Below are 22598 nucleotides of genomic sequence, written 5' to 3' on the forward strand. Positions count from 1 at the left end.
GGATAGTCAGGTTTGGCTGCCCCATGAGCGCAAGTGAATGGGATAAGCTTAGCCAAATCCAAATAAGGATGAGCATTGGCAATGAGAACGATCAAGTGTCAAAAGGGCATTTGGTGGATGCCTTGGCATGCACAGGCGATGAAGGACGTGATACGCTGCGATAAGCCGTGGGGAGCTGCGAATGAGCTTTGATCCATGGATCTCCGAATGGGGCAACCCACCTTAAATACTTGGAAAATTTAAGCCGTGCGCGAGCACGGCTTAAGTTTCCAAGTATTGTTACAAGGTATCTTATTCTGAATACATAGGGATAAGAAGCGAACGCAGGGAACTGAAACATCTAAGTACCTGCAGGAAAGGACATCAACCGAGACTCCGCAAGTAGTGGCGAGCGAACGCGGACCAGGCCAGTGGCAATGCGGAATGAAGTGGAATGATCTGGAAAGGTCGGCCGTAGCGGGTGACAGCCCCGTACACGTAGAACACGCATTGTCCTTGAGTAAGGCGGGACACGTGAAATCCTGTCTGAACATGGGGAGACCACTCTCCAAGCCTAAGTACTCGTGCATGACCGATAGCGAACAAGTACCGTGAGGGAAAGGTGAAAAGCACCCCGACAAGGGGAGTGAAATAGAACCTGAAACCGGATGCCTACAAACAGTCGGAGCCCGCAAGGGTGACGGCGTACCTTTTGTATAATGGGTCAACGACTTAGTGTGACATGCAAGCTTAAGCCGGTAGGTGGAGGCGTAGCGAAAGCGAGTCTGAAGAGGGCGCCTTAGTATGTCGCATTAGACCCGAAACCGAGTGATCTAGCCATGAGCAGGTTGAAGGTTGGGTAACACCAACTGGAGGACCGAACCCGCATCTGTTGCAATAGATTGGGATGACTTGTGGCTAGGGGTGAAAGGCCAATCAAACTCGGAAATAGCTGGTTCTCCGCGAAATCTATTTAGGTAGAGCGTCGACCGAATACCCCCGGGGGTAGAGCACTGGATGGGCTATGGGGACTCACCGTCTTACTGATCCTAACCAAACTCCGAATACCGGGGAGTACTAGTCGGCAGACACACGGCGGGTGCTAACGTCCGTCGTGAAGAGGGCAACAACCCTGACCTCCAGCTAAGGTCCCCAAGTCATGGCTAAGTGGGAAAGGATGTGAGGATCCCAAAACAACCAGGATGTTGGCTTAGAAGCAGCCATCATTTAAAGAAAGCGTAACAGCTCACTGGTCTAAACAAGGGTCTTTGCGCCGAAAATGTAACGGGGCTGAAGCCATGCACCGAAGCTGAGGATACGTCGCAAGACGTGTGGTAGCGGAGCGTTCCGTAAGCCCGTGAAGGGATACCCGTGAGGGGTCCTGGAGGTATCGGAAGTGCGAATGTTGACATGAGTAACGATAAAGAGGGTGAGAGACCCTCTCGCCGAAAGACCAAGGGTTCCTGCTTAAAGTTAATCTGAGCAGGGTTAGCCGGCCCCTAAGACGAGGCGGACACGCGTAGTCGATGGGAACCACGTTAATATTCGTGGGCCTGGTGGTAGTGACGGATCGCTTGACTTGTCCGGACTTATTGGATTGTCCGGGCTTGGACGCGGTTCCAGGAAATAGCTCCACCGTATAGACCGTACCCGAAACCGACACAGGTGGTCAGGTAGAGTATACCAAGGCGCTTGAGAGAACTATGTTGAAGGAACTCGGCAAATTGCACGCGTAACTTCGGAAGAAGCGTGACCCCATTATGGGCAACCATGATGGGGTGGCACAGACCAGGGGGTAGCGACTGTTTATCAAAAACACAGGGCTCTGCGAAGTCGCAAGACGACGTATAGGGTCTGACGCCTGCCCGGTGCTGGAAGGTTAAGAGGAGGGGTGCAAGCTCTGAATCGAAGCCCCAGTAAACGGCGGCCGTAACTATAACGGTCCTAAGGTAGCGAAATTCCTTGTCGGGTAAGTTCCGACCTGCACGAATGGCGTAACGACTTCCCCGCTGTCTCCAACATAGACTCAGTGAAATTGAATTCCCCGTGAAGATGCGGGGTTCCTGCGGTCAGACGGAAAGACCCCGTGCACCTTTACTATAGCTTTACACTGGCATTCGTGTCGGCATGTGTAGGATAGGTGGTAGGCTTTGAAGCGGGGACGCCAGTTCTCGTGGAGCCATCCTTGAAATACCACCCTTATCGTCATGGATGTCTAACCGCGGTCCGTCATCCGGATCCGGGACAGTGTATGGTGGGTAGTTTGACTGGGGCGGTCGCCTCCGAAAGAGTAACGGAGGCGCGCGATGGTGGGCTCAGAGCGGTCGGAAATCGCTCGTCGAGTGCAATGGCATAAGCCCGCCTGACTGCGAGACTGACAAGTCGAGCAGAGACGAAAGTCGGTCATAGTGATCCGGTGGTCCCGCGTGGAAGGGCCATCGCTCAACGGATAAAAGGTACGCCGGGGATAACAGGCTGATGACCCCCAAGAGTCCATATCGACGGGGTTGTTTGGCACCTCGATGTCGGCTCATCGCATCCTGGGGCTGGAGCAGGTCCCAAGGGTTTGGCTGTTCGCCAATTAAAGCGGTACGTGAGCTGGGTTCAGAACGTCGTGAGACAGTTCGGTCCCTATCTGCCGTGGGTGTAGGAATATTGACAGGATCTGTCCCTAGTACGAGAGGACCGGGATGGACATATCTCTGGTGGACCTGTTGTCCTGCCAAGGGCATAGCAGGGTAGCTATATATGGAAGGGATAACCGCTGAAGGCATCTAAGCGGGAAACCCACCTGAAAACGAGTATTCCCTCGAGAACCGTGGAAGACGACCACGTTGATAGGCCGGGTGTGGAAGTGCGGCAACGCATGAAGCTTACCGGTACTAATCGTTCGATCGGCTTGATCGTTCCCATTGCTCATGCTCATCGAAGATGAGCTTTTAGCCCTCACGGCGATCCGCTGTCGCGGATGCCTCCGGGAGGGCGCGCCAAAAGGCGCGACGGCCTTTGGCCTTGCGGAGCTAAAGCTCCGATGAGTGCCCCAAGCGCCGTCGAAGACGTGTTCAAAAAAACGAAGCAATCGCTTCACCAGCTTCTCGAAATCAATTTGCGCCCTTAGGGCGCAAAAGCTTGCGCTTTGCCGACCTGGTGGTTCTGGCGGGGTGGCTGCACCCGTTCCCATTCCGAACACGGCCGTGAAACGCCCCAGCGCCGATGGTACTTCGTCTCAAGACGCGGGAGAGTAGGTCGCTGCCAGGTCTGCAAAGCGCAACAAAAACGCCGCTCCCCTTCACGGCAAAGCCGTGAAGGACAAGGCAGCGGCGAAAACAAAAAACATCTTCTCTCACACGCCGACAAAACGGCGAAACAAACCATTCGAACCATAACGCGGGGTGGAGCAGCCCCGAACGCCCGCAGGCCGAACGGCCGAGGACGGGCAAACAGACAAACAACCGGGCAAGAAAACCCGGACAAGCATAACGCGGGGTGGAGCAGCCCGGTAGCTCGTCAGGCTCATAACCTGAAGGCCGCAGGTTCAAATCCTGCCCCCGCAACCAAACTACACAACGCCCCGTAAAGGGGCGTTTTTGCGTTCGGCGACACCGGCTTGAAGGCCACGCCACCATTCGACGGCCGCGAGCGGCTTCCGCTTGCCGGCGATACGTTGTCGTCCGCCGGCGCATCGGCTCAGAGATCCGAACGGCTTCTCTGTTCCTCCCGAAGTACGACGCTCAGTCTCAAAAGCCTGCACCAGCGCCGTGCGCCCCGATAAACGCATGTGCTTGCAATCCCTTTTTGACCTTTTGTCGTTTGCGCCATCCCAGTCGTGCCGGTGACACGGGGGAGCGGATGCATCGGCCGATGCCCTGACCGGCGGCAGGCGCCGGCGTTCCGCAAGCGATCTGCGACTAACGACGAATATACCAAAGGTTTCGGAAAGGTTACTTGTTGTTATTCGTCCATTCCTGCGTGGAGGCGGGACGGGTGGGGAGAAACGGCGCCCGCCGGGCGCCAATCGTGAAAGGGAGGAGCACACGTGGCGGACACATCTTCGTCCAATGCCTACTGGGCAGCCAATATTCGCATAATCTACATTTGCCTGGCGATCTGGGCGATCGTTTCCTATGGATTCGGCATCCTGTTGCGCCCGGCGCTTTCGAGCATTGCCGTAGGCGGAACCGATCTCGGCTTCTGGTTTGCGCAGCAAGGTTCGATCGTCGTCTTCATCGCGCTGATCTTTTTCTACTCGGCGTATATGAACAAGCTCGACCGCCAATTCGGCGTCGACGAGCAATAGGGGCGGGACACGGTTATGGATCAGTATACCCTCAATCTGCTGATAGTAGGCGCGTCCTTTGCGCTCTACATCGGCATCGCAATCTGGAGCCGGGCAGGCTCAACCGCTGAGTTCTATGCGGCGAATCGCGGCGTCAATCCGGTCATGAACGGTATGGCAACCGCCGCCGACTGGATGTCGGCTGCCTCTTTCATTTCGATGGCCGGCCTTATTGCGGGTGTCGGCTACATCAACTCCACCTACCTGATGGGCTGGACCGGCGGTTATGTGTTGCTCGCGCTTCTGCTTGCGCCCTATCTGCGAAAGTTCGGAAAGTACACGGTTCCGCAGTTCATCGGTGATCGTTTTTACAGCCAGACCGCGCGCCTCGTGGCGGTTGTCTGCCTGATCATCATCTCGATCACCTACGTAATCGGGCAGATGACCGGCGCCGGCGTCGCCTTCTCCCGCTTCCTCGAAGTCGAGGGCTCAACCGGCCTGTGGATCGCCTCCGCCGTGGTATTCGTCTATGCCGTTCTGGGCGGTATGAAGGGCATCACCTATACACAGGTGGCCCAGTATGTGGTCCTAATCATCGCCTATTCTATCCCGGCGATCTTCATTTCCATGCAACTCACGGGCAACCCGCTGCCGTGGCTCGGACTCTTCTCGACCCACACGGAGTCGGGTCTGCCGCTCCTGCAGAAGCTGGACCAGGTCGTCACCGACCTCGGCTTCAATGCCTATACGGCACAGGGCTCCATGCTCAACATGACGCTGTTCACCCTGTCGCTGATGATCGGTACGGCCGGTCTGCCGCACGTCATCATCCGCTTCTTCACGGTGCCGAAGGTGGCTGATGCGCGCTGGTCCGCCGGCTGGGCGCTGGTCTTCATCGCGCTGCTCTACCTTACAGCTCCGGCCGTCGGCGCCATGGCACGACTGAACATCATCAACACGATCTTCCCCGGTGGTCCGCAGGCCGAAGCCGTCCTTTACGATGACCGGCCCGACTGGATGCGTAACTGGGAAGTTACGGGTCTCCTGAAGTTCGAAGACAAGAACGGCGACGGACGTATCCAGTATTACAACGATGCGGCTGCCGGCTTCGCAGAAACCGCGGCCTCGCGGGGATGGAGTGGCAACGAGCTGACGATCAACAACGACATCCTCGTTCTCGCCAATCCGGAAATCGCACAGCTTCCGGGCTGGGTCATCGGCCTCATCGCCGCCGGCGGTCTGGCTGCGGCGCTGTCGACGGCTGCGGGCCTGTTGCTTGCAATCTCGTCCGCCATCAGCCACGACCTCATCAAGGACTGGTTGAAGCCCGGCATCTCGGAAGCAGGGGAGCTCATGACCGCGCGCGTGGCGATGGCAGGCGCGATCCTGGTGGCCACGCTGTTGGGCCTCAACCCGCCTGGCTTTGCCGCCCAGACGGTGGCTCTCGCCTTTGGTCTCGCGGCCGCCAGTATCTTCCCGGCGCTGATGATGGGCATCTTCTCGAAGCGCATCAATGCGGCGGGGGCAACGATCGGCATGCTGGTCGGCCTGATCGTGACATGCCTCTACCTGTTCACCTATCTGGGCTGGTTCTTCATCCCGGGTACGAACATGCTCGAGAACGATCCGGCCAATTATCTGTTCGGCATTCCGCCGACGGCATTTGGCCCGATCGGCGCCTTGCTGAACTTTGGTGCCGCCTACGTCATTTCGGCGATGACTGAGGCTCCGCCGCGCCACGTACAGGAGCTTGTCGACTCGGTGCGCGTACCGCGAGGCGCCGGTACAGCGACGAGCCACTGACCGTCAGTTGAAAAGCGGGAGCGGGCGGCGTCAGCCGCCCGCTCTCCCCTTCCTCAAGGGCACGGCCGCCGGGATGGCTGCGCGAGGACACAATGGAAGACACGTACCCGGACATCGCACGGTTCCTGGAAACCGCTCATCCCTACGACAGCCTTCCGCGGGAGGAACTGGAGCACATAGGCCGGCAGTTCCGAAGGCTCCTTTTTCCTGCAGGCAGCGAGATCTACAAACGAGGCGATCCGCTTCCGGGTCTGTTTCTCGTGATGCAAGGCGCGGTGGAAGTCCGCGATGCCTCCGGTACGGTCGTTTCGCAGCTATTTCCGCGCAACTCGCTGGGCGAGCGCGGGCTTCTGGCCGACGGCCGCGCGGTTACCAGCGCTTCCGCATTGCAGGATACCATTCTATTGATGCTGCCGGTGACCGAATTCAGGCGGCTGATGGCCGAGCATCCGGTCTACAGCCGCTTCTTCACCCGCGGCCGCGAGGCTGCCTCCCGGCGCGCCGACGTCACGATGCGCAAGGTGAAAGACCTCATGTCCTCACCGCCCCGCTTTTGCGCGCCATCCGACAGCGTCCGTGCCGCGGCGGAGATGATGCGAAAGCTGAAAATCTCCGGCCTGGCGGTGGTGGAGCACGGCAAGCTGACCGGCATCGTGACGACGCGCGATCTGACCGCGCGGGTCCTTGCAGAAGGGCTCGACCCGGCGGCGACCCCTGTTTCCGCCGTCATGACCGCAAACCCCCTCAGCCTGGAGCAGGAAGCACTGGGCTCGGACGTGCTCAACCTCATGCTGGAGCGAGGAGTCGGGCATTTGCCGGTCGTTGCCGGAGAGCGGCTTGTCGGCATGATCACGCAGACGGACATCACGCGGTTTCAGGCATTGTCATCCGCACTCCTGATCGCGGACATTTCCGCGGCGGAGACGGTCGCCGACTTGCGGGCGAATACCGCGCATGTTCCGCAACTGCTTCTCCAGCTTGCCGGCGCCAATGCGCCGCACGAGGTGGTGACAAGGCTGATCACGGACGTGACGGACGCGGTCACCCGCAGGCTCATCGCCCTTGCAGAACGCGAACTGGGTCCGCCGCCGGTCCCCTATGTCTGGTTGGCTTGCGGCAGCCAGGGCCGGCAGGAGCAGACGGGGATCAGCGACCAGGACAATTGCATCTTTATCGACGACGCCTTCGAGGAGGCGGCGCACCGGCCCTGGTTCACGAAGCTCGCTCACTTCGTCAGCCACAACCTCGATGCATGCGGCTATGTCTTTTGCCCCGGCGACATGATGGCCACCAACCGGCGTTGGTGCCAGCCAGTGCGCACCTGGCGGGAGTATTTCTATCATTGGATCCATGTTCCCGAGCCGATGGCTCAGATGCTTGCAAGCGTGATGTTCGACCTGCGGCCGATCGCCGGAGAGGCGACGCTCTACCGCGACGTTCAGACTGAAACCCTGGAGGACGCCAGCCGGAATTCGATATTCGTGGCGCACATGGTGAGCAACTCCCTGAAGCACGCACCGCCTCTGGGGCTCTTGCGCGGCTTTGCGACCATTCGCGGCGGCGAGCACCGCAACCAGATCGATATGAAGCACAACGGCGTCGTGCCGGTCGTGGATCTTGGTCGCGTCTACGCCCTGCTGGCGCGCCTCAAGCCGGTGAATACCCGTGCGCGCCTTCTCGGAGCCGAAGAACGGGGTGTGATTTCAGGCGCGGGCGCTCGCGATCTGATCGCAGCCTACGATCTGATCGCCGAGATCAGAATTCGCAATCAGGCGATGCAGATCAAGGCCGGACAGCGGCCAACCAATCACCTTGCTCCCTATGATCTGGGGGAGTTCGAACGATCCCATCTTCGGGATGCGTTCGTCGTGGTACGCACGATGCAGTCGGCGCTTGCCAATTCCGGCATGGCGCCCATCTAGAGGAAAAACGCATGTTGTTCGAGTTCATCGCAGCCTTGGTTGCCGGCGTGGCCCTCGCAGGGATCATGATGCTGATCCGTTGGATGAGCCGCGGGCGCCTGCCGCGATGGGTGGTGCCGGCTGCAGCCGGCATCGGCATGCTTTCCTATGCGGTCTGGAGCGAATACAGTTGGTTCGCGCGCGCCACCAATGCATTACCACCCGGGACTGTCGTGACGTGGAAGAACGAGTCACGCTCTTTCTGGCGTCCCTGGTCCTATTACGCGCCGGTCGTTAATCGTTTCACGGCTGTCGACGTGGCGCACGCGCAACGACACCCCAACCAACCGGGCCTGGTCATGGCCGACCTCTTGTTTTCGGCGCGCTGGAAGTCACCGGCTCGTATGAAGACCGTCTTCGATTGCAACGGCAACCGTCGCGGGGATCTGCTGGGCGAGAATGTTTCAGTGGCAGAGGATGGAGCGATTGTCGGGGCGGACTGGGTCGCGGTGCCGGCGGACGATCCTGCCCTGCAGGCGGCCTGCCGGGAAAGCTGAGGAAGCCATGGTCATGCGACTGGGTTTGCGAAGTCGGATTTTGCTTTTCTTTGTCGCCATCGCCGCGGGCGCGACAGGGGCGCTCGGCCTCGGCCTATGGGGTGCCTACCACCACGCGGCCACCCCAGAAGTAGTCGAAGCTCTCCTCCAGGTTGCAGCCGTGGGAAGCGTCGGCATGTTTGTGATCGTCGCCTGTATCTGGCTGCTGTTCGACCGCCATCTGGCCCGTCCGATCGAGGCGATCGCTTCGGCCATGCGGGCGCGGGCGCATGCAAAGGTCGAGCAGGAGATTGACCACCATGAGGTGCGCTATCTCGGTGACCTGGCCGCGGCCGCTTCGATGACCACGGCCGCATTGAGCGAGACCCGGAATGCACTGGCCGAAACCGTGGCGCGCGAAACGGCCCGGCTTTCCGCCGACAATCAGAAGCTGGCGCAATTGCTGGCCGACGTGCCGCCGGCGGTTCTCTTATGCACCGGGCGTCATCATCTCGCATTCTACAATAGCTCCGCCCAGGAAATGCTGGCGACGGCCGAGATCCCGGTCTGTCTCGGCCGGAGCCTGTTCGACTACCTGAGCGACGGTGCCCTCAGGTCTGCATATCAGCGCCTTGTCGAGATGAATACCCCGGACGCGATATTGGAATTTGTTTGCACCGCTCCACGGCGGCGGCGACTTGCCGGCCGAATGCGACTGACCGGCGGCACCGGTCATGACGCCGGCGCCTACGTGCTGACCTTGCGCGACGTGACGGAAGAGGTTGCCGCCTGTGCAAGGCGCGACGTGCTGCTGAGCGACGTCTTCTTGACGATCCGGCCGGCAATCGAAGCGCTGAAAGAGAGCGCCCATCGTCTTGAGGTCGCGTCCGGCGACGGCGGCGAAGCCTTGATCATGCGCGACATCATCGGCCTCGAGCATGCAGTGCAGGCGCTCGAACCTCGTTTTGAAGCCTGTCAGGCCGATAGCTGGCCCATGGCATGGGTGGACGCCAGCGAACTCGCACATCAGGTACGAAGCGAATTGTCTGTTTCCGGCATTGCGGTCGACATCGATGCCGATGCGCTTGCGGCGCGGTGCAACATGCCCGATATCGTGTCGCTCTTTGCACATCTCGCCCGGCAGATAGCGCGGGATCGGGCTGTGCGTAAGTTCGTCTTCTCCGTCCGCGAGTTCCAAGCCGAAGGAAGAGCAAGTCTGGAGTGGGGCGGGCCGGCTCTCTCCGTTGGCTTGTTGCAGCAGTGGCTCCGTGAGCCTGCGGATGATCAGTCGCCGGCACCGGATGCGATTCTTCGCGCTCATCGAACGACACTCTCCTCGAGCTTCAGGGAGGGCCGATCATCCCTGAGCATGAGTCTGCAGCAGGTGAAGAAGCTGCAACCGGTTCCGGCCCGCCTACCCCGAACCGTCACATACGATTTCGAACTTCTGTCCCTTCCGCGCTACGACAGGATTGCCGAGGCTCGCCTCGACGATCTTGCCTATGTCGTGTTCGACACGGAGACCACTGGCCTGTTCCCCGAGCGGGGCGATGAGATCGTGCAGATTGCCGCGGTCCGCATCGTCAATGGAAAGCGCGTCGAAGGGGAAACATTCGAATCGCTGGTCAATCCCGGCCGGCGCATTCCCGCGGCCTCGTCTGCGGTCCACCGAATCACCGATACCATGGTCGAGGATGCACCGGGCGCGGCCGACGTCGTTCGGCGATTTCACCGCTTTTGCGAGGGCGCGGTACTCGTCGCCCACAATGCGCCGTTCGACATGGAGTTCCTGTACCGGCGGGAAAACGAGCTCCGCATAAGCTTTGCGAATCCGATCCTCGATACGGTTCTGCTGTCCGCAGTTGTTTTCGGTCGGCAGCAGGCCCATACGCTGGATGCACTTTGCCAGCGCCTTGGCGTCAGCCTGACGGAAGCGGTGCGCCATACGGCGATGGGTGATGCGGTTGCCACGGCGGATGCATTCTTGCGATTGCAGGCGATAATTGCCGGACGCGGGCTCGAACGTCTCGGTGATCTGCTCGCGGAAGTCTACCGCCATCGCAAGCTCGTGCCCGGAAGTCCCCCGGAGGTCACGCGTGCAATGAAGTCGAGGTTGGCTCCCCATTCAAAGCAACGGCGCTTTCATCCAACCCGGCATGCGCGTGGAGCATGAGGGAAATGTAATGCTCCGGCCACTATAGAGTAATGCCGGAGCGCCCAAGTTGAAGATGATGCTGCATCTGCGAAAGCAAATGTGACGGAGTGACCTGCCACCGAGAATTTCCTCCAGAATGGATTAGAGTCCGGCCCACTGAGGACGGACGTATGAAGAAGCAGAGATTTACGGAAGAGCAGATTATTGCGGTGCTGAAGGAGCAGGAGGCTGGCGCGAAGGTGGCCGACCTCTGCCGCAAGCACGGAATTTCAGAAGCGACGTTTTATAATTGGAAAGCCAAATACGGCGGCATGGAAGTCTCCGAGGCGAAGCGGCTGAAGGCGCTTGAGGACGAGAACGCGAGACTGAAGAAGCTGCTGGCCGAACAGATGCTGGATGCAGCCGCACTTCGCGAGCTTCTTGCAAAAAAATGGTAGGGCCTGCCGCCAAGCGTGAAGCCGTCACGCATCTGAAGGCCGTCATGGGCCTCTCGGAGCGGCGGGCCTGCCAGATCATATCCGCCGACCGCAAGACGATCCGTTATCGGTCAAGTCGACCGCCGGAGGTAGAATTGCGGGCGAAGCTGCGCGACCTCGCCAATGAGCGACGGCGTTTCGGCTACCGGCGACTGTTCGTCCTGCTTCGGCGGGACGGAGAGCCGTCCGGCGTCAACCGCATCTACCGGCTCTATCGGGAGGAAGGTCTTTCCGTTCGCAAGCGGAAAGCCCGGCGGCGTGCCGTCGGCACGCGTGCACCGATCCTGGTCGAGGCGAAGGCCAACGCCCGCTGGTCGCTGGACTTCGTGCATGACCAGTTTGCCTGCGGCAGACGCTTCCGAGTTCTCAACGTCGTCGACGATGTGACGCGCGAATGCCTGGCAGCGATCCCGGACACGTCTATCTCTGGTCGGCGTGTCGCCCGAGAACTGACGACGCTGATCGAACGACGCGGCAAGCCAGGAATGATTGTCTCCGACAACGGCACCGAACTCACGTCGAATGCCATCCTTGCCTGGTCGAAAGATCACAAGGTCGAATGGCACTACATCGCGCCAGGAAAGCCGATGCAGAATGGCTATGTCGAGAGTTTCAACGGGCGCATGCGCGACGAGCTACTCAACGAAAGCCTGTTCTTTGGCCTCGATCATGCCCGAAGCGCCATTGCTGAATGGGCTGAGGATTATAACCATTTCCGGCCGCACTCCTCGCTCGGATACAAAACCCCGGCAGACTTTGCCGGGACCATCGCCGCAACCGGCTCCAACGCTGCGCAAGATGAAGGCTACGCGTTTCCGCCGGTTGCTCCCACCGCGCCACTTGGCGTATTCAAAACCGCCGGGGCTCTAGTCGCCGCTGGATGAAACTTCGGTGGCAGGTCAGGAGTGCTCAACCATGGGTCCAACACGGAATATTCTTGTTTTTCAAGGCGGTGGCGCGCTCGGCGCCTATCAGGCCGGAATATAAGAAGCGCTTCACAAGCACGGCATCAAGCCCGATTGGCTAGCAGGCATATCCATCGGCGCGATCAAATCGGCGATCGTCGCCGGCAGCCCGGAGGAGCGCAGGGTCGAAAACCTGCGGGAATTCTGGCACATGGTTTCCGCTGGTCTCGATTTCGACTTCCTCCCCGAGGATGATTTCAACAGGCGGCTGTTCAAGGACTGGGCGGTTCTGGGCTCGATCACGGGTGTTCACGGCTTTTTTCTCCCCGGCTTTTCACGCCCTCTCAGATCCTGCTCAATCCGGATCTGAGGATCAGCCATTACGACACGGAGCCGCTGATCAAGACCTTGGAGTGGCTGGTCGATTTCGAGCGCGTCAACCGGGGCGACGTGCGCCTGAGCCTAGGCGCGGTCAATGTGGAAACCGGCAATTTCGCCTATTTTGACAACCGGGACACGGTGCTCACGGCGCGGCGCGTCGCCGCTTCCGGCGCGCTTCCGCCCGGTTTCCCACCGGTCGAAATCGAGGCCGAGTATTGTTACGCCCTGCAATATGTGCTTGCGGCCGACGGGTGCGATGCGGAGACGATACGTCGAAGATGGCGCCCTGGTCGCGACCGTGCCGCCGATGGTCTTCGGGTGGGCTCTGGCAGGACTGGCTTTACCGCTCGCTCGCGCTGCTGCTGCTCGCCTGTCCGTGCGCACTCGTCATCTCAACGCCTGCTGCAATCGCCGCGAGCCTGTCGGCGGTTGCGCGCCGGGGCCTTCTGATCCAGGGCGGCGCCGTGCTCGAAAAGATCGCGGCGGCCGATGTCGGCATCGCCATGGGCGGCGGCGCGGATGTCGCGCAACGCCATGCGTCCGACAAAACGCCGTGCATGAGCTCGTTTTCGCGTCGAAAACGGCCCTTCTCTCCTGTGCATATTCGCGCTGGACTCTCAGCAATGATGTGGAGAGAGTGTAAGGAGTTCGCGATTTGACCGGACGCGAAGGCGTGGTGCGGCCAAGCGCCCAGTCGCTTGACCGGGTGTCCCGTGACCGGGATGACGCGCGGCGATCGGACGTTCTTGAATCGAACCGGTTCAGAAACATCGCGATCGAGGCTTTCGCGCCGCAAATTCGATGATAAACTTATACCAAATGGTAAAAAACCTGGCACGGTTCAAGAACGAGGGACCGAAGCGGGAGAACAGGGGATCGCAGGGCCAATATGGATGATATTGCCATCGAATTGCGGGGAATCGACAAGAGCTTCGGTCCGGTCCACGCCAACAGGAACATCAATCTCACCGTCAGAAAAGGCACGATTCACGGCATAATCGGCGAGAACGGCGCGGGAAAATCGACGCTGATGTCGATCCTTTATGGCTTCTACCAGGCCGACCGCGGTGAAATCCTCGTCGGCGGCAGGCCGGTTGCAATTCGTGATCCGAACGCGGCGATCGCTGCCGGCATCGGCATGGTGCACCAGCATTTCATGCTGGTCGAGAATTTCACCGTGCTCGAAAACGTCATGCTCGGCGCCGAGGACAATCAGATCCTCAACAAGGGTATCGCCAAGGCGCGCAGCGAACTGAAGCGGCTCGAGCGGGAATATGCACTCGAGGTCAATCCCGATGCGCTGATCGAGGATTTGCCCGTCGGCCTGCAGCAGCGGGTGGAAATCCTGAAGGCGCTCTATCGCAAGGCCGATATCCTGATCCTCGACGAACCGACGGGCGTGCTGACGCCGGCCGAGGCCGACCATCTCTTCCGAATCCTTGCGCAACTGAAAGCGCAGGGAAAGACGATCATCTTCATCACCCATAAGCTGCGCGAGATCATGGCGATCACCGACGAGGTCTCGGTCATGCGGCGGGGCGAAATGGTCGCGACCCGCACGACCGGCGAGACCTCGGTTGAGGAGCTTGCGGAGCTCATGGTCGGCCGCCGCGTCCTGCTCCGCGTTGAGAAGGGCGATAGCAAGCCCGCAGATGTGAAGCTCGCGGTCCAGGGCCTGACGGTCAAGGACAGCCGCAGCGTGACCATGGTCGACAACGTGTCCTTCGAGGTGCGCGCCGGCGAGATCGTCGGCATTGCAGGGGTGGCCGGCAACGGGCAGTCGGAGCTTTTGGAGGCGATTGCGGGCATCCGCAGGGCGACGTCCGGCAGCGTTCATCTGAACGGCAGGCCCGTCGATGTCACCGGCCACGCCGATCCGGCCGATCTCAGGAGCCGCGGCCTTGCCCATGTGCCCGAGGATCGCCACCATGTCGGTCTGGTCCTGAAATTCGAGGAGAGCGAGAACGCGATTCTCGGCTATCATCATGATCCGCGCTATTCGAACGGCGTTTTCCTGAACATCGACGCGATCCGCAAGGATGCCGAGGAAAAGATCGGCAAATATGACATCCGCCCGCCGAATGCGCGGCTGAAGACGGCCAATTTCTCCGGCGGCAACCAGCAGAAGATCGTGCTGGCGCGCGAAATGGAGCGCGATCCGGATGTCCTGATCATCGGCCAGCCGACTCGCGGCGTCGATGTCGGGGCGATCGAATTCATCCATAAGCGCATCATCGAGATGCGTGACCAGGGCAAGGCGGTGCTTCTGGTGTCTGTCGAGCTCGACGAAATCCGTTCCCTTTCCGACCGAATTCTCGTGATGTTTGCCGGCCGCGTCGTCGGCGAGCGCAGCCCCGAGGCGACGGAAGGCGAACTCGGCCTCCTGATGGCAGGCGTCGAAGGCCGCAAGGAGGCAGCTGAATGAGCGTTCCCTATGCGAAACTCCCGGGCTGGGTCGAGTACGGCCTAGTCCCGCTGGTCAATCTCGCCGTCGCCTTCCTGGTTGCCGGCCTCGTCGTGCTGCTCGTCGGCGAAAATCCGCTCGAAGCCGCCTATCACCTGATCAACGGTGCTTTTGGCCGCGGCGAATATATCGGCTTCACGCTCTATTATGCCACGACCTTCATCTTCACCGGGCTGGCCGTCGCCGTCGCCTTCCATGCCGGACTCTTCAATATCGGTGGCGAAGGCCAGGCCTATGTCGGCGGGATCGGGGTGGCGCTCGCCTGCCTCTGGCTCGACAAGTTGATGCCCTGGTACGTGGTTTTCCCGCTCGCGATGGTCGGCTCCGCCCTTTTCGGCGCGCTTTGGGCCTTCCTGCCCGGCTGGTTGCAGGCCAGGCGCGGCAGCCACATCGTCATCACCACCATCATGTTCAACTTCATCGCCTCGAGCCTGATGGTCTATCTGCTGACGCGTGTCCTGAAGCCGCTCGGATCGATGGCGCCCCAGACGCGCACCTTCGCCGAAGGCGGTCAACTGCCGAAACTCGACTGGCTGCTTTCGATCTTCGGGCTGAATGTCGGCACGGCTCCGTTCAACATTTCCTTTCTCCTGGCGCTTGCTGCCGCATTCGCCGTCTGGTTGCTGATCTGGCGCACCAGGCTCGGCTACGAGATGCGCACCATGGGCCATAGCCCGTCGGCTGCCCGTTACGCCGGCATTCGTGAAAGCCGGATCATCGTCATCACCATGATGATCTCGGGCGGCCTTGCCGGAATGATGGCCTTGAACCCGATCATGGGCGAGCAGTTCCGCATGCAGCTCGACTTCGTCCAGGGCGCCGGCTTCGTCGGCATCGCCGTCGCTCTGATGGGGCGCTCGCACCCGGCCGGCATCATCCCCGCCGCGATCCTGTTCGGCGTGCTCTATCAGGGCGGCGCGGAAATCGCCTTCGAGATGCCGTCGATCTCGCGTGACATGATCGTCATCATCCAGGGCCTCGTCATCCTCTTTGCAGGGGCGCTCGAAAACATGTTCCGTCCGGCGATCGCGCGCGCCTTCGCCATGCGCGGCCAGCGGGCGGCGGCCCTCGTCGAGACCAAGGGAGCCTGAGCCATGGATTTCTTCCACGTCCTCGTCGTGCTCCTCGAATCGACGATCCGCGTTTCGGTGCCGCTGGTCTTTGCCGCACTTGCCGGACTTTTTACAGAGCGCGCCGGCGTCTTCGACATCAGCCTCGAAGGCAAGATGCTCGGAGCCGCTTTCGCGGCGGGCGCTGCGGCGGCCGTTTCCGAGTCTGTCTGGGTCGGCCTTGCCGCGGCTGTCCTGGTTTCCGTTTTGCTGTCGCTCGTCCACGGCTATGCCTCGATCACCCAGCGCGGCAACCAGATCGTCTCAGGCGTGGCGATCAATTTCATCGTCGCCGGTGCGACGGTGATCCTTGGCGAGGCCTGGTTCCGGCAAGGGGGACGGACGCCTGCGCTCGTCGAGGGCGCGCGGTTCCAGATCGTCAATTTCCCTGGAGCGGACGCGATCCGCGACGTTCCGGTTCTCGGACCGATCTATGCGGATCTTCTGTCCGGGCATTTTCTGCTGACCTATCTCGCCTTCGCCATGGTGCCGATCAGCTGGTGGATCCTGTTTCGCACGCGCTTCGGCCTAAGGCTCAGGGCCGTCGGCGAGAATCCCGGCGCAGTCGATACGGCCGGCATCTCGGTGATCTGGCTGCGCTACCGCGCCGTTATCTGCTGCGGAATTCTCTGCGGCTTCGCCGGCGCCTATCTGTCGCTTGCCATGACGGCCGGCTTCGTCAAGGGCATGACGGCCGGCAAGGGCTATATCGCGCTCGCGGCACTGATCTTTGCCAAATGGCGGCCGGTCAACGTCATGTTCGCCTGCCTGCTCTTCGGGTTCCTCGATGCGCTGGCGATCCGGCTGCAGGGCGCACCCTTGCCGCTGATCGGCCAGGTGCCGGTACAGCTGATGCAGGCCTTGCCCTATATCCTTACTGTCGTGCTGCTTGCCGGCTTCATCGGCAAGGCCATTCCGCCCAAGGCGGGCGGCGTACCTTACGTGAAGGAGCGTTGACCAATGCCCCAGGCCGAACTCTTCGTCGCGGCGCGTGATGCCATGGCAAAGGCGCATGCGCCCTATTCCAAGTTTCCCGTGGGCGCGGCCATTCGCGCCGAGGACGGGAAGATTTATACGGGTGCCAATATCGAGAACCTCTCCTTTCCGGAGGGGTGGTGCGCGGAAACGACGGCGATCAGCCACATGGTGATGGCCGGCCAGCGCAAGATCATGGAGGTGGCGGTCGTCGCCGAGAAGCTTGCGCTTTGCCCGCCCTGCGGCGGCTGCCGCCAGCGCCTGGCGGAGTTTTCCGGCGCCAGCACGCGCATCTATCTCTGCGACGAGACCGGTATCAAGAAGGCGCTGGCGCTTTCCGACCTGCTGCCGCACAGCTTCGAAACCGAGATGCTCGGATGACGGCGGCAGCGGACTATTTGAAGGAGAAGCTCGGAGCGCTCTCGCCGCGCTACGGCATCGTACTCGGCTCCGGTCTCGGTGCGCTGGTCGAGGCGGCGGCGGAGCCGCTCCGCATTCCCTATGCGGACATTCCGGATTTCCCGGTGAGCAGCGTTTCCGGCCATGCGGGCGAACTCGTCGTCGGCAAGCTCGGCGACGTGCCGGTCGCTATGCTCTCCGGCCGCGTGCACTACTATGAACGGGGCGACGCGGGCGCGATGCGCCTGCCGATCGAGACGCTGAAGCGGATCGGCGTCGAAAACCTCATCCTCACCAATTCGGCCGGCTCGCTGCGCGAGGACATGCCTCCGGGCTCGGTCATGCGCATTGCCGATCATATCGCCTTTTCGGGCTCTAACCCGCTGATCGGGGTCGAAAGCGACAGTCGCTTCGTCGGCATGACGAATGCCTATGATGCGGCGCTTTCCGAGCGCATGGAGGAGGCGGCCGATCGTTTGTCGATTCCGCTGTGGCGGGGCGTCTACATGTGGTTCTCGGGCCCGAGCTTCGAGACGCCGGCGGAGATCCGGATGGCGCGGATAATGGGAGCCGACGCCGTCGGCATGTCCACCGTGCCGGAGGTCATTCTCGCCCGCTTCTTCGGGCTCAGGGTCGCGGCCGCCTCCGTCATCACCAATTTCGGGGCCGGCATGACCGGCACCGAGCTCAGCCATGAGGAAACCAAGGAGATGGCGCCGCTTGGCGGCGAGCGCCTGTCGGCGCTCCTCAGGGAAATGATCGCGAGCAAAGGCTGAACGGCGGTAATCGGCCATGATCCCACAGGAAATCATCCGGAAGAAGAGGGATGGCAGCGTGCTCGAGGCGACCGAAATAGCCGCCTTCGTAAAGGGGCTCGCCGACGGATCGATTTCCGAAGGTCAGGTCGCCGCCTTCGCCATGGCGGTCTGGTTTTCCGGCATGGCTCGCGCGGAATGCGTGGCGTTGACGCTTGCCATGCGCGATTCCGGCGAAACGCTCGATTGGGGCGAACTTGGCCGGCCCGTCGTCGACAAGCATTCCACCGGCGGCGTCGGCGACAATGTCTCGCTGATGCTGGCGCCGATCGTCGCTGCCTGCGGTGTCGCCGTGCCGATGATCTCGGGCCGCGGGCTCGGCCATACAGGCGGAACCCTGGACAAGCTCGAATCCATCCCCGGCTACGATATCCGGCCTTCGCCCGACCGGTTTCGCAAGGTCGTCGACGAGGTCGGCTGTGCGATCATCGGCCAGACGGCCAATCTCGCGCCCGCCGACAAGCGCCTTTATGCGATCCGCGACGTGACGGCCACGGTCGATTCGGTACCGCTGATCACCGCCTCGATCCTCTCGAAGAAACTCGCCGCCGGACTGCAATCGCTGGTGCTCGACGTGAAGCTCGGCAATGGCTCCTTCATGAGCGATCCCGATGAAACCGAAGTCCTGGCCCGCTCCCTGGTCGACGTCGCCAATGGCGCGGGTGTGCGGACTTCGGCCTTGATCACCGATATGGACGAGCCGCTTGCGGATGCGGCGGGCAATGCGCTCGAGGTCGAGAATTGCCTTGCCTATCTGCGCGGCGAAAAGAGGGGAACGCGGCTGGATCAGGTGGTCATGGCCCTTGCGGCGGAAATGCTCGACGCGGCGGGCGTCGCACCTGACAGGGCTGGGGCGGAGGCTATGGCGCGCCGGGCCTTGGAGAGCGGGGCTGCGATGGAGCGATTCGCCCTCATGGTCCGGTGCCTCGGTGGGCCGGCGGATTTCGCCGATCGGCCCGAAACCTATCTCCCGAAGGCACCGGCCGTCGTACCGGTGCCGGCCGGCCGCGACGGTTATCTGGCGGCCTGCGAGACCCGCGAACTCGGCATGGCCGTGATCGCGCTCGGCGGCGGGCGCACGCGCCCGGATGACCGGATCGATCACAGGGTCGGTCTCTCGCGTCTGGCGCCGCTCGGGACGAAAGTCGAAAAAGGTCAGCCGATCGCTCTGGTGCATGCCGCCGACGGATCACAGGCCGAGGCGGCGCGGCAACGGATCGCAAGCCTCTATACGATTGCCGACGCGAAGCCCGAGCCGCGTCCCGTCGTCCGGTCTAGGATTACTTGATGAGGTGCAGCGCGCCGTTCTCGACGCGATAGGAGGAGAGGCGGCCGAGAAAGGACATGCCGACGAGTGTGCCGGAAAGCGCCTTGTCCGGCAGCACCATGGCCTCGACATCCTTCAGCGAAATGCCGCCGATCTCGACGCGGTCGAGGCGGACATGGGCGGCTTCCACGACGCCGTTTGCCGTCTGTGCCCGTGCGTTGAACGAAAGGCTCCCAACGGTAATGCCGAAGCGCCGGGCAGCCGAGCTGTTGATGGCGATCACACTGGCACCAGTATCGACCAGCCCTGTTTCCAAGCGCCCATTGATGCGAAATGTGCCGACGAAATGGCCGGAGCGATCGGCCTCGAGGACCACGCCCTTGCTACTCGCGTAGCTCGCCGTTGCCGATGCTGCGGTAGAGGTTCGAGGCGCCGCGGCAGTCTCTTCCGTGCGGCCGAGATAGCTGGAGGCAAGTTCCGGAACAATGAGGGCGAGGGCGGCAAGTCCACCGGCGAAAGCGAGGAGGCGTGTGATCATGTCCGGTTCCGTCTACAGCGCCGCGCGTCTTTTCAGACGCGCAAAGGTCGCTGTAACTCTTTGAATTTGCGCATCGAGCTTTCCGAAAACCGGGTACGATTTTTCGGGCTGATGCGCTAGCATAAGGCGCGTTGGAACATATCCCCGGATCATTTAACAACCGCACAAGAAAGCCGCCGGAAAACCGGCGGCTGTCGCCTGTTCTTCCTGTCTGGTTAAGAAAACCCTACTTCGTGCCGTACATGCGGTCGCCGGCATCGCCGAGCCCCGGCACGATGTAACCTTTCTCATTCAGGTGGCTGTCGACCGAGGCGGTGAAGATCGGCACGTCCGGATGCGCCGACTGGAAGTTGCGGATGCCTTCGGGGGCGGCCAGCAGGCAGAGGAAGCGGATATTTTTCGCGCCGCGTTCCTTGAGCTTGTCGATCGCCGCGATCGAAGAGTTGCCGGTCGCAAGCATCGGATCGACGACGATGACGAGGCGTTCGTTCAGATTTTCCGGCGCCTTGAAGTAATATTCGACAGGCTGCAGCGTCTCGTGGTCGCGGTAGACGCCGATATGCGAGACGCGTGCGGAGGGCACGAGTTCCAGCATGCCTTCGAGCAGACCGTTGCCGGCGCGCAGTATCGAGGCGAAGACCAGCTTCTTGCCTTCGAGCACCGGCGAGTCGGTTTCCGTGAGCGGCGTCTCGATTCGCTCGATGGTGAGTTCCAGATCGCGCGTGACCTCGTAGCAGAGGAGCGTCGAGATTTCCTTCAGCAGCCGGCGGAAGCCTGCGGTCGATGTCTCTTTCTTGCGCATGATGGTCAGCTTGTGCTGCACCAGCGGATGATCGATCACTGTCACGCCGTCCATGGCTCACCTTCCTCGACAAATAGGATATCCGCCCTCTTTTCCATGGAATGACGGGAGGCCGCAAGAGCATTGCTCGAACTTGCCTGCGGAATGCTTCCCATTGGGCCTGCAGCCACCTTCTCCGGGGATTTCCTTTGCGGGTGCCAGGAAAAGGACGTCGGTGCTGCGGAACCGAACCCGCCATTCGATTCCGATCACACCTTCGTGATCAGAGCAGATGAGCAGCGGCGAAGTTATTGCGTTCCCACAGCGCCGCGCGTTTTTCTGAGACGCATTCAGACGCCCAAGGGGCACAGTAACTCTTTGAATTTGTGCGTCTACCCTTCCGAAAATCGGATACGGCCTTCGGGTCGATGCGCGGGCCCCATTCGCCCTTTCCGGGTGGCCGGCAAAACTGTTGCGCTACGGTAGAAATTAACATACATTGATGTATGTATATTAGCTGTCCGGTATTTTCCTCCTGGATACCGGGCGCTTCACCTTTTCGGAGCGAGCAGCACTGCAAGACCGTGGCTGCGAGCAATCCTCTTCTTATGGACATCGCAATGCATATCGACAGACCGACACTGGCCGCGCTGCTGGCAAGCGTGATTTTTCTCGCCGGATGCCAGAAGAGCGAAGAACAGCAGGCGGCGGCCCCGGCCTTTCCTCCGGCCCAGGTCGCCGTCTTCACGACGGCTGCCGAACCGCTGCCGATCACCAACGAGTTGCCGGGGCGCATCACGCCGACGCGTATTGCTGAAGTGCGACCGCGGGTATCCGGCATTATCGTCGAGCGAGTGTTCCAGCAGGGCTCCATGGTGAAGGAGGGCGACGTACTGTACCGGATCGATCCTGCCCCCTTCCAGGTCAGGGTAGACAGTGCCCAGGCGACGCTGAAGCGTGCCGTGGCCGTGCGCGACCAGGCCAGGCAGACGGCCGAGCGGCAGTCGCGGCTGAAGGAGGCGCAGGTGGCGGCGGTTCAGCAATATGACGACGCGGTCGCCGCACTCGCCCAGGCCGAGGCCGATGTCGGCATAGCCGAAGCGGGATTGGCGGAAGCGAAGCTCAACCTCGAATATGCCAATGTCACGGCGCCGATCAGCGGCCGCATCGGGCGGGCGCTGATTACCGAGGGTGCGCTCGTCAGCGCCAACGGCTCGGACAACCTCGCGACGATTCAGCAGCTCGACCCGATCTATGCGGACTTCACGCAATCGGCGACGGATCTCATCCGTCTGCGCAAGGCGCTGGAGGACGGGCAACTGATCAGCGCCGATCACGAGGCGCCGGTGCAATTGATCCTCGACGACGGAACCCGTTACGCCCACGAGGGCCGACTGCTGTTCTCCGAAGCGGCCGTCGATGCGACGACGGGCCAGGTGACGCTGCGCGGCGAGTTCCCAAATCCGGATGGCGACCTGCTTCCGGGCATGTACGTGCGGGTCGAGATCGAGCAGGGGCTCGAGAAGAACGCCATTACTGTTCCGCAACAGGCGGTGCAGCGCAACAATGCCGGCCAGTCGCAGGTTTATGTCGTGACGCCTGAGAAGAAGGTCGAGTTCCGCAACGTCACGCTCGGGCGGACTGTCGGCAGCCGCTGGCAGGTGACCTCCGGTCTCGGGGCCGGCGAAAAGGTCATGGTCGAGGGCTTCCAGAAGGTCGGTCCCGGCGCGCCGGTCGAGCCCTCCGCATGGGACCCGAATGCAAAGCCCGAGACGGCGCAGGCCGCCTCGGCCGAGGCCGGCGAAAACTCCGCCACCGCACTGAAGTGAGATCTCGCC

General features: G+C 61.4%; 16 protein-coding genes, 1 tRNA gene, 2 rRNA genes and 1 pseudogene. 18 read left to right on the forward strand and 2 right to left on the reverse strand.

The features are described 5' to 3' along the window. Positions 1 to 89: 89 nt before the first annotated feature. From AC4P1R_RS15750 to deoA, 17 genes and pseudogenes are all read left to right on the forward strand, one after another. Positions 90 to 2886: ribosomal RNA gene (locus AC4P1R_RS15750) — 23S ribosomal RNA — on the forward strand. 236 nt (positions 2887 to 3122) lie between these two features. Next, a 5S ribosomal RNA gene (rrf, locus tag AC4P1R_RS15755) occupies positions 3123 to 3237 on the forward strand. A 222-nt stretch (positions 3238 to 3459) separates the two neighbouring features. Continuing rightward, positions 3460 to 3536: transfer RNA gene (locus AC4P1R_RS15760), tRNA-Met, on the forward strand. Between the two features lie 479 nt (positions 3537 to 4015). After that, positions 4016 to 4276 carry a DUF4212 domain-containing protein gene (locus tag AC4P1R_RS15765; RefSeq protein WP_069459975.1) on the forward strand — a complete coding sequence of 87 codons (261 nt, stop codon included), beginning with the start codon at positions 4016 to 4018 and terminating at the stop codon, positions 4274 to 4276. Positions 4277 to 4291: 15 nt separating this feature from the next. Beyond that, positions 4292 to 6058, forward strand: a complete 1767-nt coding sequence (locus AC4P1R_RS15770) for a sodium:solute symporter family protein (protein WP_151611822.1) — start codon at positions 4292 to 4294, stop codon at positions 6056 to 6058. A 92-nt stretch (positions 6059 to 6150) separates the two neighbouring features. Next, positions 6151 to 7980: a DUF294 nucleotidyltransferase-like domain-containing protein gene (locus AC4P1R_RS15775; RefSeq protein ID WP_151611823.1), complete on the forward strand. Its 1830-nt coding sequence runs from the start codon at positions 6151 to 6153 to the stop codon at positions 7978 to 7980. An 11-nt stretch (positions 7981 to 7991) separates the two neighbouring features. Next, entirely contained in the window at positions 7992 to 8516 is a 525-nt protein-coding gene (locus AC4P1R_RS15780) for a hypothetical protein (protein WP_151611824.1), read from the forward strand. Positions 8517 to 8529: 13 nt separating this feature from the next. Beyond that, entirely contained in the window at positions 8530 to 10668 is a 2139-nt protein-coding gene (locus tag AC4P1R_RS15785) for a 3'-5' exonuclease (RefSeq protein ID WP_192803724.1), read from the forward strand. A 152-nt stretch (positions 10669 to 10820) separates the two neighbouring features. Beyond that, positions 10821 to 12010, forward strand: a protein-coding gene (locus tag AC4P1R_RS15790; RefSeq protein WP_106407708.1) for an IS3 family transposase whose coding sequence is annotated in 2 segments (ribosomal slippage) — positions 10821 to 11073 and positions 11073 to 12010 — 1191 coding nt in all. Because the reading frame shifts where the segments join, the coding sequence is not laid out codon by codon here. A gap of 232 nt (positions 12011 to 12242) precedes the next feature. Next, positions 12243 to 12401 (forward strand): hypothetical protein, encoded by a 159-nt coding sequence (locus AC4P1R_RS15795; protein WP_192803725.1) that lies wholly within the window; start codon positions 12243 to 12245, stop codon positions 12399 to 12401. Positions 12402 to 12695: 294 nt separating this feature from the next. Beyond that, positions 12696 to 12891, forward strand: a pseudogene (locus AC4P1R_RS15800) (hypothetical protein); the annotation flags it as partial. Positions 12892 to 13301: 410 nt separating this feature from the next. Further along, positions 13302 to 14837, forward strand: a complete 1536-nt coding sequence (locus AC4P1R_RS15805) for an ABC transporter ATP-binding protein (RefSeq protein ID WP_492177182.1) — start codon at positions 13302 to 13304, stop codon at positions 14835 to 14837. After that, positions 14834 to 15967, forward strand: coding sequence for an ABC transporter permease (locus AC4P1R_RS15810; protein ID WP_069459966.1), 1134 nt, complete (start codon positions 14834 to 14836; stop codon positions 15965 to 15967). Before AC4P1R_RS15805 ends, AC4P1R_RS15810 begins: the two co-directional genes overlap by 4 nt. 3 nt (positions 15968 to 15970) lie before the next feature. After that, positions 15971 to 16942: an ABC transporter permease gene (locus AC4P1R_RS15815; protein ID WP_151611827.1), complete on the forward strand. Its 972-nt coding sequence runs from the start codon at positions 15971 to 15973 to the stop codon at positions 16940 to 16942. Between the two features lie 3 nt (positions 16943 to 16945). Beyond that, the gene (locus AC4P1R_RS15820; RefSeq protein ID WP_151611828.1) at positions 16946 to 17341 is read left to right on the forward strand and encodes a cytidine deaminase; all 396 of its coding nucleotides are present in this window, start codon (positions 16946 to 16948) and stop codon (positions 17339 to 17341) included. Beyond that, positions 17338 to 18135, forward strand: a complete 798-nt coding sequence (locus tag AC4P1R_RS15825; protein WP_151611829.1) for a purine-nucleoside phosphorylase — start codon at positions 17338 to 17340, stop codon at positions 18133 to 18135. Before AC4P1R_RS15820 ends, AC4P1R_RS15825 begins: the two co-directional genes overlap by 4 nt. Before the next feature lie 16 nt (positions 18136 to 18151). Further along, positions 18152 to 19462 carry a thymidine phosphorylase gene (gene deoA / locus AC4P1R_RS15830; RefSeq protein ID WP_492177184.1) on the forward strand — a complete coding sequence of 437 codons (1311 nt, stop codon included), beginning with the start codon at positions 18152 to 18154 and terminating at the stop codon, positions 19460 to 19462. Here the strand turns inward: deoA and AC4P1R_RS15835 are convergent. Together AC4P1R_RS15835 and upp are read right to left on the reverse strand one after the other, a co-directional pair. Further along, complete coding sequence (locus AC4P1R_RS15835; protein WP_492177185.1) at positions 19455 to 19979, reverse strand: retropepsin-like aspartic protease family protein; 525 nt, start codon at positions 19977 to 19979, stop codon at positions 19455 to 19457. The genes deoA and AC4P1R_RS15835 overlap by 8 nt on opposite strands. A gap of 226 nt (positions 19980 to 20205) precedes the next feature. Beyond that, positions 20206 to 20835 carry a uracil phosphoribosyltransferase gene (gene upp / locus AC4P1R_RS15840; protein WP_069459960.1) on the reverse strand — a complete coding sequence of 210 codons (630 nt, stop codon included), beginning with the start codon at positions 20833 to 20835 and terminating at the stop codon, positions 20206 to 20208. Between the two features lie 545 nt (positions 20836 to 21380). Between upp and AC4P1R_RS15845 the strand changes: the two genes are divergently transcribed. Then, entirely contained in the window at positions 21381 to 22589 is a 1209-nt protein-coding gene (locus AC4P1R_RS15845; RefSeq protein WP_106407902.1) for an efflux RND transporter periplasmic adaptor subunit, read from the forward strand. Positions 22590 to 22598 lie beyond the last annotated feature (9 nt).

The organism is Sinorhizobium sp. Y406 (genome assembly GCF_058732025.1).

Bases quoted from the DNA above. Each gene is read 5' to 3' on its own strand.
- AC4P1R_RS15795 (WP_192803725.1), top strand. From the start codon at position 12,243: ATGGTTTCCGCTGGTCTCGATTTCGACTTCCTCCCCGAGGATGATTTC.
- AC4P1R_RS15845 (WP_106407902.1), top strand. From the start codon at position 21,381: ATGCATATCGACAGACCGACACTGGCCGCGCTGCTGGCAAGCGTGATT.
- deoA (WP_492177184.1), top strand. From the start codon at position 18,152: ATGATCCCACAGGAAATCATCCGGAAGAAGAGGGATGGCAGCGTGCTC.
- AC4P1R_RS15820 (WP_151611828.1), top strand. From the start codon at position 16,946: ATGCCCCAGGCCGAACTCTTCGTCGCGGCGCGTGATGCCATGGCAAAG.
- AC4P1R_RS15810 (WP_069459966.1), top strand. From the start codon at position 14,834: ATGAGCGTTCCCTATGCGAAACTCCCGGGCTGGGTCGAGTACGGCCTA.
- AC4P1R_RS15785 (WP_192803724.1), top strand. From the start codon at position 8,530: ATGCGACTGGGTTTGCGAAGTCGGATTTTGCTTTTCTTTGTCGCCATC.
- upp (WP_069459960.1), bottom strand. From the start codon at position 20,835: ATGGACGGCGTGACAGTGATCGATCATCCGCTGGTGCAGCACAAGCTG.
- AC4P1R_RS15775 (WP_151611823.1), top strand. From the start codon at position 6,151: ATGGAAGACACGTACCCGGACATCGCACGGTTCCTGGAAACCGCTCAT.
- AC4P1R_RS15780 (WP_151611824.1), top strand. From the start codon at position 7,992: ATGTTGTTCGAGTTCATCGCAGCCTTGGTTGCCGGCGTGGCCCTCGCA.
- AC4P1R_RS15815 (WP_151611827.1), top strand. From the start codon at position 15,971: ATGGATTTCTTCCACGTCCTCGTCGTGCTCCTCGAATCGACGATCCGC.
- AC4P1R_RS15835 (WP_492177185.1), bottom strand. From the start codon at position 19,979: ATGATCACACGCCTCCTCGCTTTCGCCGGTGGACTTGCCGCCCTCGCC.
- AC4P1R_RS15805 (WP_492177182.1), top strand. From the start codon at position 13,302: ATGGATGATATTGCCATCGAATTGCGGGGAATCGACAAGAGCTTCGGT.
- AC4P1R_RS15770 (WP_151611822.1), top strand. From the start codon at position 4,292: ATGGATCAGTATACCCTCAATCTGCTGATAGTAGGCGCGTCCTTTGCG.
- AC4P1R_RS15825 (WP_151611829.1), top strand. From the start codon at position 17,338: ATGACGGCGGCAGCGGACTATTTGAAGGAGAAGCTCGGAGCGCTCTCG.